General features: G+C 70.9%; 8 protein-coding genes and 1 pseudogene. 5 read left to right on the top strand and 4 right to left on the bottom strand.

Features of this window, described 5'->3' with window-relative positions:
* Positions 1-344 (top strand): annotated as a pseudogene (locus ACJ73U_RS19335) (N-acetylglucosamine kinase); the annotation flags it as partial.
* Here ACJ73U_RS19335 and ACJ73U_RS19340 read toward each other — a convergent pair.
* Positions 321-971, bottom strand: a complete 651-nt coding sequence (locus ACJ73U_RS19340) for a DUF3159 domain-containing protein (RefSeq protein ID WP_407779052.1) — start codon at positions 969-971, stop codon at positions 321-323. The pseudogene ACJ73U_RS19335 and the gene ACJ73U_RS19340 overlap by 24 nt on opposite strands.
* A gap of 135 nt (positions 972-1106) precedes the next feature.
* Between ACJ73U_RS19340 and ACJ73U_RS19345 the strand changes: the two genes are divergently transcribed.
* Positions 1107-1898 (top strand): SGNH/GDSL hydrolase family protein, encoded by a 792-nt coding sequence (locus ACJ73U_RS19345; protein ID WP_407779053.1) that lies wholly within the window; start codon positions 1107-1109, stop codon positions 1896-1898.
* 196 nt (positions 1899-2094) lie between these two features.
* On the opposite strand, the gene ACJ73U_RS19350 is transcribed toward ACJ73U_RS19345, so the two are convergent.
* Positions 2095-4146: a BTAD domain-containing putative transcriptional regulator gene (locus ACJ73U_RS19350; RefSeq protein WP_407779058.1), complete on the bottom strand. Its 2052-nt coding sequence runs from the start codon at positions 4144-4146 to the stop codon at positions 2095-2097.
* 423 nt (positions 4147-4569) lie between these two features.
* Between ACJ73U_RS19350 and ACJ73U_RS19355 the strand changes: the two genes are divergently transcribed.
* Entirely contained in the window at positions 4570-5223 is a 654-nt protein-coding gene (locus ACJ73U_RS19355) for a response regulator (RefSeq protein ID WP_407779054.1), read from the top strand.
* Between the two features lie 102 nt (positions 5224-5325).
* On the opposite strand, the gene ACJ73U_RS19360 is transcribed toward ACJ73U_RS19355, so the two are convergent.
* On the bottom strand, positions 5326-6957 hold the full coding sequence (locus tag ACJ73U_RS19360; RefSeq protein ID WP_407779055.1) for a sensor histidine kinase: 1632 nt from the start codon (positions 6955-6957) through the stop codon (positions 5326-5328).
* Positions 6958-7288: 331 nt separating this feature from the next.
* Between ACJ73U_RS19360 and ACJ73U_RS19365 the strand changes: the two genes are divergently transcribed.
* Positions 7289-7678: a pyridoxamine 5'-phosphate oxidase family protein gene (locus ACJ73U_RS19365; RefSeq protein WP_407779059.1), complete on the top strand. Its 390-nt coding sequence runs from the start codon at positions 7289-7291 to the stop codon at positions 7676-7678.
* Here ACJ73U_RS19365 and ACJ73U_RS19370 read toward each other — a convergent pair.
* Positions 7667-8191 carry a TetR/AcrR family transcriptional regulator gene (locus ACJ73U_RS19370; RefSeq protein ID WP_407779056.1) on the bottom strand — a complete coding sequence of 175 codons (525 nt, stop codon included), beginning with the start codon at positions 8189-8191 and terminating at the stop codon, positions 7667-7669. The genes ACJ73U_RS19365 and ACJ73U_RS19370 overlap by 12 nt on opposite strands.
* Positions 8192-8251: 60 nt before the next feature.
* Between ACJ73U_RS19370 and ACJ73U_RS19375 the strand changes: the two genes are divergently transcribed.
* Positions 8252-8683: a nuclear transport factor 2 family protein gene (locus ACJ73U_RS19375; protein WP_407779057.1), complete on the top strand. Its 432-nt coding sequence runs from the start codon at positions 8252-8254 to the stop codon at positions 8681-8683.
* Positions 8684-8867: the final 184 nt, after the last annotated feature.

Consider the following 8867-nt stretch of genomic DNA (forward strand, 5'->3'; position numbering starts at 1 on the left):
ACCAACACAACTCACATCCGAACAACCGGCTGGCCCGGTTCGCGTCGCTGGTGAGCACGCACGCGGCCGACCCGCGGGCCGCGGCGATCATCGCGGAGGCGGCGGCACATCTGGCCGAGCACGCCCACGCGACCCGCGACCCCGGTGAGACGACCCCGATCGTGCTGGCCGGCAGCGTCGTCGGGCCGGACAGCCCGGTCGGACTGGCACTGCGGGAGCGGCTGTCCCACGAGACGGAGACCCTGTTCGCGCCCGATGGCGGCACCGGCGCGGCCTGGCTGGCCGCGTTGCTGGCGTGGGGCCCGGATGCGCCGCGCCCGTCAGCCGGTGCGGGGGTGGCGTAGGCCCGGGTGGTCCTCGGGCAGCGACCTGCGCAGCACCACCGCGCTGGCCGCGAGCGTGGCGGCCACCAGGGGCCAGCTCAACACCACCCGTGCGACGCCGAGCGCCACCACCCAGCCGGACCACCACAGCAGCCCGAACACCAGCACCCGCGGCGTGTACTGGCCGAGCACCCACACCCAGCTGGCGTTGCCATACGCCCGTACCAGATCGGGATCACGCCGCCAGCGGGTCTTCTGTCCGAGCAGGATCCCGACCACCACGCCGAGCAGCGGCCAGCGGACGAGGATGCTCAACGCCCAGGCGAGCGCACTGGCCACGTTGGACAGCAGCTGGATGAGGAAGAAGTCCTCGGGCCGCCCGGTGCGCAGGGCGACGAAGGCGGCGAGCGACACGGCGGCCACGCTCGCCACCGACGCGGTGATGCGTCTCCCCTTGACCAGCCGCCAGATCCCGACCGCCACACCCGCCGCGATCGCCGCCGCGGCGGCCCACTCGATGGCGCGGTCGCTGACGAGCCACGCGACCACGAACACCGCGGGCGGGACGCTGGCGTCCACTGCGCCACGCCGTCCGCCGAGCAGTTCCCCCAGGGGCAGCTCACGAGCGTCGGTAGACCGGTCCGTCACAGGACAAGCCTGCCAAACGACACCTAGCTCAGGTAGCCCATTACCGACCGTCGCGTAGGTCGGGAATCACGCGGCATCCTGAGCGCTTAGGAGGTATAACAGGTCGGGGCGCGCACTAGGGAGGGGGTGGTCGCCGTGCGGAGGTGGACCAGTTGGATCGCGGTGGGGGACAGCTTCACCGAGGGGTTGAGCGATGAGGGTCTGGACGGTACCTACATAGGCTGGGCGGACCGCCTGGCAATGATCCTCGCCGAGCGGAATCCCGATTTCCGTTACGCGAACCTGGCTTTGCGGGGCAAGATGCTCCGCGAGATCGTGACCGAACAGGTATCGCTGGCCGTCGAGGCAAGGCCGGACCTGGTGACGGTCTGCGCGGGCGGCAACGACCTGATCGTGCCGGGCCGCGACGTGGACGTCCTGGCCGAGGAGTTCGAGCAGGCCGTGGTCGGCCTCAGGAAGGCGGGTTGCGAGGTCGTCATCTTCACCGGCCCGGACCCGCGCAACCAGCCGGTCGTGCGTCGGATACGTGCCAAGGTGGCCATCTACAACGGACATCTACACGCGATCGCCGACCGCCACGACGCGATGCTGGTCGACCTGTGGGCCATGGCCCCGCTGGTGGATGTCCGCGCCTGGAGCGACGACCGCCTGCACTTCTCGGCGGAGGGTCACCGCCGGATCGCGTTGCGTACCGCGGAAGTCCTCGGCGTGCCGGTGGCGGAGGACTGGCGCGAACCGTTGCCGCCGGTCGAGCCGATGCCGTGGTTGCGCCTTCGCCAGGCCGATCTCGCGTGGACCAGGGCGCACCTGCTGCCCTGGGTGCGCAGGCAACTACGCGGTGAGTCCATGGGCGACGGGCTGGTGCCCAAGCGCCCGGAGCTGAGCACGTTCTCCAGCAACGGCAACGGGCACGCGGCGCACATCTGAGACACGCCACGAGAGCACACCGGCCGGCGCAGATCCCCCATCCACGCCGGCCGGTCGGCTGGGGCAGCACACCCCCACGTTGGTAGTGCCGCCCGTCGAGTGCTCGGCATCAGGCTCCGGGACTTCGAGCACTCGGCGCGCAGCGTCTCACTTGATCGCCCGAATCGACTAACTGTTCGCTAAATGCCGGACCACGCTAGACGACCAGACGGACCAATCGGGACAGCGCCGCCGGCCCCAGCGCCCGCGTGCCCGCCGAGAACTCGGCCGCGAGGCGGGCCAGCCGGATGACGTCCTCGTCCTCGTCCGGCCCGGACTCGACCACCGCGAGCAGGTTCGCCCACTCCTGGTGGATCCACTCCGCCGCCTCCTGCGCGGAGGCCAACCCGACGAATCCGGCCGGCTCCTCGACCGTGCCGGTGCGCAGCAGCTCGCGGGCGAGCTCGGCGCCCGCGAGGTAGTACCGCAGCAGCCGCCGCGCCGCGTCCACTTTGTCTGAAGTGGACAGATCGCTGTCCGCGATCTCCTGTGCGTGCAGGCGGACCAGGTCGTGCATGACGAACACGTCGCGGCTGGTCTCGGACACCACGAACGAGCCGGCGAGCGCACGCAGCCGCCTGCGCGCGGTCTCGTGGTCGGTGTCGCACAGCGCGGCGACCGGTCGTGGGCTGATCCGCGTGCCGGGGAACAGCCCGAGGTACCGCACGGTCGCGGCCAGTTCCGACCCCAGGGCGCGGTGGGTCACGTCGAGCGCGGCCCGCACGCTCGCGTCGACCTCCTCGAGGTCCAGCGCGCCGAGCCGGGACCGCTCGTCGGTCAGCTCGGTAACCAGGTCCTCGACTGTCCACTGTGGATTTCCGGCGAGCCGGGCGGCCGCGATCCGCAGCGCGAGCGGCAGGTACCCGCACAGCCGCGCCAGCCGCCGCCGCTGCTCCCGCTCCGTCGGGTGCGCGGGCGTGCCGGCCATGTGCTCGATCAGCGACTCGGCGGCGTCGGGTCCGAGGGTGCCGAGCGTCAGCATCTTCGCGCCGGTGCGCGCGACGAGCCCGTCCAGCCGGATCCGGGACGTGACCAGCACGAACGACGACGAGCCGGCGGGCAGCAGCGGGTGGATCTGCTCGGCGTCGCGGGCGTCGTCGAGCACCACCAGCACACGCCGGTCGGCGAGGATCGACCGGAACAGCGCGGCCCGGTCGTCCAGTTCGAGCGGCACGTCGTCGATGGCGACGCCGAGCGCGAGGAGGAACTGGGTGAGCACGTCGGCCGCGCGGACCGGCGTGTGCTGCGGGTCGAACCCGCGCATGCTCGCGAAGAGCTGGCCGTCCGGGAAGGCCCCGGCCACCCGGTGCGCCCACAGCACGGCGAGCGCGGTCTTGCCCACCCCGGCCTGCCCGGCGAGGATGCCGATCGCCGCGGTCTCGCCCGGCGGGAGGAGCCGCGACAGCCAGTCCAGCTCCTCCTCGCGGCCGGCGAACCCGGACGGCGCCCTCGGCAGCTGCGCGGGCACCAGCACCCCGATCTTCGGCGTGATGACCGGCTCGGGGGTGGGCGCCAGCAGCGCCGAGTCGTCCCGCAGGACCCGGGCGTGCAGCTCACGCAGCTGCGGACCGGGGTCCATGCCCAGTTCCTCGGCGGCGCGGTGCGCGAACCTCTGGTACGCCTCGAGCGCGGTCGCCCGCCGGTCCGCCCGGTACAGCGCGAGCATCAGCTGCGCGACCAGCCGTTCCCGGAACGGCTGCGCGTCGATCAGCTGCGTCAGCTCGCCGATGATCTCGTGGTGGCGGCCCAGCTCCAGCTGCGCGTCGAACCGCGCCTCGAGGATCGCGAGCCGCAGCTCGGTCAGCTCGGGCGCGGACACCCGGCCGCCGAGATCGGCCAGCGCGGGACCCCGCCACAGCGCGTTGGCCTCGTCGAGGAGCTTGACGCGGCTCGCGGCCGGCAGCCCGGGTGCCTCGGCCAACAGCGCCCGCGCGACCGTGACGTCGATCAGCGACTCGTCGACGACCATCCGGTACCCCGGCGGGGTCGTCGCGATGTAGGCCGGGACGCCGGCCTCCGTGAGCCGTTGCCGCAACCGGGAGACGTAGCCCTGGACCATGGTCCGCGCGCTGGCCGGCGGCTCGTGCGCCCACAGGACGTCCACGATCCGGTCCAGCGACACGACCTGGTTCGGCTCCAGCAGCAGCATCGCGAGCACACTGCGGATGCCGGGACCACCGAGCGGCACGGTCCGGTCACGGACGATCATCTGCACTGGTCCGAGCAGGCAGAAACGCACTGTTACCGATTGTTCCGCTCCCATCGGGCAGTCACCCCCCAGTTACCCCGCCAGGTACGGCACGTGCACAAAGGTAGAGGGTCATGGACACGTTGCGCGATCTCCCCCAGTCGCCGGTCGCCCGGATGGCGTAGTGGCTGACATCCGGTCAGGTGGCCTGCCTCAGCTGGTCAACCGCGGGTATTTTTCCCGCGTTGCTTTTGCGCACAATCCGGATCCGCTTTTCCCGGAATATCGCGCAATCACCGTTGCCGTGATTCCCGTGTGGACGGTGCCGTCACTGAAGCCATGCCGTGCAAGGAAGAATTCCTTGCCATCGTTGCCGCGATATTACCTGTGACAAGATCGACTCGGTGTTGCGATCAAGGCAATAAACCTGATATATAGCGACTGGTGAGCACAAAGGTCTTCCTGGTCGACGACCACGAGATCGTCCGCCGGGGCGTGGCCGATCTCTTCGAGGACGAGCCTGACCTGGAGATCGTGGGCCAGGCCGCGACGATGGCCGAGGCCCTTGCTCGCATCCCGTCGGTCGAGGTCGATGTCGCGGTGCTGGACCTGCGCCTACCGGACGGCACCGGCGTGGAGCTGTGCCGGGACCTGCGCTCCCAGCTCCCCGACCTGCGCTGCCTGATCCTGACGTCCTACTCCGACGACGAGGCCCTGCTGAACGCGATCATGGCCGGCGCCTCCGGCTTCGTGCTCAAGCAGGTCCTGGGCAACGACCTGATCACCGCGGTCCGCAAGGTGGGCGCCGGCGAGTCCCTGCTGGACGCGAAGACCACCGAAGCCCTGATGAAGCGCATCCGCCAGGGCAAGGACAACAACGGCGCCGGCCCCCTGGCAGGCCTGACCGACCAGGAACGCGCGGTGTTCGAGCTGGTCGGCGAGGGGATGACCAACCGCCAGATCGCGGAGCGCCTGTTCCTCGCGGAGAAGACGGTCAAGAACTACGTCTCCCACCTCCTCGCGAAGCTGGGCATGCAACGCCGCACCCAGGCCGCCGTCCTGGCCGCCGAACTGAAGTCCCGCAAACCGGACCACTGATCCCGCGTGTCCAACGCGCACGACCCGTGAGTTCAACAGAACCTTCCGTCGCTGGTGTGCGCGTTTGTTGAACTCACCACGCCGGGGCGTTGGACACGCGGGTCAGTGGGTGGGGAGGGGGGCGCGCCAGGTCAGGCGGGTGCCGCCGTTCGGGCCGGGGACCACGACCGCCATGCCGCCGCACTTGGCCGCGCGGCGTTCGACGCCGAGTAGGCCGCTGCGCGCGATGCCCGGCGGCATGCCCACCCCGTCGTCCACGACGTCGATGATCAGGTCGGCTGCCGCCTCGACCGTCACCACGATCTCGCCGGCGTGGGAGTGGCGGATCGCGTTGCTCACGGCCTCGCGCAGCACCGCCGTCGCGTGGGCGGCCAGGTCCTCCGGGACCAGGGTGTCCACCGCGCCCGAGATGCGGACCGACGGCGACACGTCCACGCTCGCCGCCAGCTCGTCGACGATGTCCAGCATCCGGCGGCGGAGGCTGTCGTCGCCGGAGGTGCCGGTGGTGTGCAGGTCGAAGATCGACGTGCGGATCTCGCGGACGGTCTCGTCCAGCTGCTCGACCGCACGGCTCACCCGCCGCCGCACGGCCGGATCGGTGATCCGCCGCACCGTCCCCTGCAGGCTCATGCCCGTCGCGAAGAGGCGCTGGATGACGTGGTCGTGCAGGTCGCCGGCGATGCGGTCACGGTCGGCGAGGACGGCCAGCTCCCGGTACTGCTGGTGCTTCTCCGCCATCTCCAGCGCGAGCGCCGCCTGGTCGGCGAAGGCCGCGAGCAGTGGCACGTGCCCACGCGGGAACCGCGCGCCGCCCTTGGCGCGCAAGGCCAGCAGGACACCGCTCACCATGTTGCCGGCCCGCAGCGGCACCACGACCCCGGGCCCGAACTCCGCACCCGGCCCCCGCCACCCCGGCGGCACCAGCGCCGACAGGTCGGGGATCATCTCCGCGCCGCGCATGTCGAACATGTCCGCCGCCGGCGGCTCGCCCACCGGCACGGTCAGGCCGACCAGGTCCGCGAAGCCGTCGCCGGCCGCGGCGCGGATCACGACGTCCTCGGGCGGCACCGCGCCGTCGGACAGCAGGATCAGCGCGCAGTCCGCCTTGCACAGCTCCTGCGCCCGGGCCGCGATCAGGGTCAGCGCGTCCTCGCTGGAGCCGCCGCCGAGCAGGTGCGCGTTGACCTCGCGGGACGCCTCGATGAACCGCTCACGCAGCCGCGACTCCTCGAACAGCCGCGCGTTCTCGACCGCGACGCCCGCGGCGGCCGCGAGGCCCTTCAGCACGATGTCGTCGTCCTCGGTGAAATGGCCACCGCCGCGCTTCTCGGTCAGGTAGAGGTTGCCGAACAGCTCGCCGCGCACGCGGATGGGGGCGCCGAGCACGCTGGTCGGCACCATCTCCTGCGTCTCGCGCAGGGGGTACGGGTTCTCGATCAGCACGCCGAGCTGCCGCTCCTCGACCCCGACGTAGACGAACTCGGTCAGCAGCTCCTGCTCGTCCGGACCCATCACGCCGAGCGCGCCGTACCGGGCGTCGACCAGCTCGACCGCGATGCGCACGATCCGGTTCAGCGTGCCGTCGAGCTCGAGCCCGGCGCCGATCGCGACGACCGCGTCGAGCAGCCCCTGCAGCCGGTCGCGGGACTTCTCGGCCAGCACCGACTCGAGGCCGGCAAAGGGCAGCCCGGAAGAACTGGTGCGGGCGGATGAGTGCGCCTGCTCTGCTGGCATGGCAACCCCGGCGGTCGGTCGAATGGCATTCGGGCTATCGGTCGGATTCGACTGTGCGTTACTGAGTGTGTTTCCAATATCCTCCGTACGGGGGAGGCTACCTGGGCGATCTTGTCCGCGCACACGGACGGAGTGCACGGAGAACACTTTCCGTGATCACCGTGGGGCCGCACGTCGAGGGCGAGTCCGGCACGTGCTCGCGAACGGCGGCATCGCGCCAGGGACCTTCGACCCTGCCATCATGGGCTCTTGGGCCCTTGCGCGCGGCAGCGGGCTGCCGGATGCTCACGCGACTGGCGTGGTGTTTTGGAGGTGTCCCGGTTTGGGCGGTGTGCTACGGCGACTCGCGGAGCTGTCGCGCCAGGAGTCGCTGCGGCTGCTCGGCAGCGCCCCTTTCGGCCGGATCGTCTACACCATCCGCGCCCTCCCGGCGATCGTGCCGGTCCGCCACCTGGTCGACGACGGGATGGTGGTCGTCCGCACGCACGTCGGTGCTGACTGCGCCGGCGCCGTGGTCGCGTTCCAGGCGGACGACATCGATCCGGTGGGTGAAAGCGGCTGGTCGGTGACGGTCACCGGCGTCGCCCGGCGCGTGGTCGACGCCGAGGAGACCGAGCGCTACGAGTCGGTGCTGGAGCCGTTCGTGGACATGCCCAACGTCGAGGTCATCCGCATCTACCCGGAGATCGTGGCCGGCTACGAGCTCGTGTCAACGACGTAGGCCCGCGAAGATCACGTCGAGGGTGCGGGCGCGCAGGTCCGCCGACCAGGTCAACGCGCCCTGCCCGGCCATGCCGAGCAGGGCGAGGACCTCGTCGAGCCGGACGTCCCCGCGCACCTGACCGCTCGCCCGCGCCTCGTCCAGGAGCTGCTCGACGGCCCCGGACAGCGTCCCGACTGCCCCCGAGACCTCGACGTCCACGCCGTGCCCGGCGAGCAGCTCGACGACGAACTTCTTCTCGGCGGCCGCGGTGACCACCCGGGTGAAGAACGCGAACAGGTCGTCGCCCTCGGCCTGCTCGGCGAGTTCGGCGAGCAGGTCCTTGAGGATCGCGCCGAGCAGATCCCGCTTGGTCGGGAAGTGCCGGAAGACGGTCCCGATGGCCACCCCGGCCGCCGCGGCGACCTCCTCGGTGGACGCGGCGGTGCCCTTGGCGGCGAAGACCTCCCCGGCGGCGGCGAGGATGCGGGCGCGGTTCCGCCGGGCATCCGCACGCAACGGCTTACTTGACAAGATGAGTCCTCACTCAGGATGCTTCTAACCGGAGTCACTACTCATCTTAGGAGCATCGCCATGGTGACGGCACACGACGCGTTCGACAACTTCCGCAAGTACGCCCTCGGCGAGGAGCACGGTGAGTTCTGGGCGCCGGACGTGGTGATCGAAACGCCCTTCGCGGCGGGCGGCCCACGACGCCACGAGGGTCGCGACAACTTCCTGGCCGCGACGAAGACCAGCCGGGAGTCCCTGCCGGTGCGCTTCGAGGAGATGCGCAACGTGGTCGTCCACGACACGACCGACCCGAACAAGATCATCGTCGAGTACGAGCTGGTCGGCACCCTGCTGACGACCGGCAAGCGCGAGAGCGCCCTGTTCATCGCGGTGCTGGAGGTCCGCGACGGGCTGATCACCCTGTGGCGGGAGTACCAGAACACCCTCGCCATCGCGCGGGCACTGGGCCAGATCCCACACGCGGACACGGACTTCGCCGCCTCCCGGTCCTGACCTCCCCGGCTCGCGGTCACCGAGGGGAGCCTCGGGACGCCGAGCGCCTGGCGCTAGCCGGGTATTCCGCACCTGGACCGCTGACCTGCGTCGCTGCTCCGCCTCAAGCTCGTGATCAGCCAAGACTCGGTCATGTGCGGGAAACTGGGCTAGCCAGGTAGCGGGGTCGCCGCCGGGACCGGTC

It is taken from the genome of Actinophytocola sp. (assembly GCF_045807065.1).
Classification (GTDB): Bacteria; Actinomycetota; Actinomycetes; order Mycobacteriales; family Pseudonocardiaceae; genus Actinophytocola.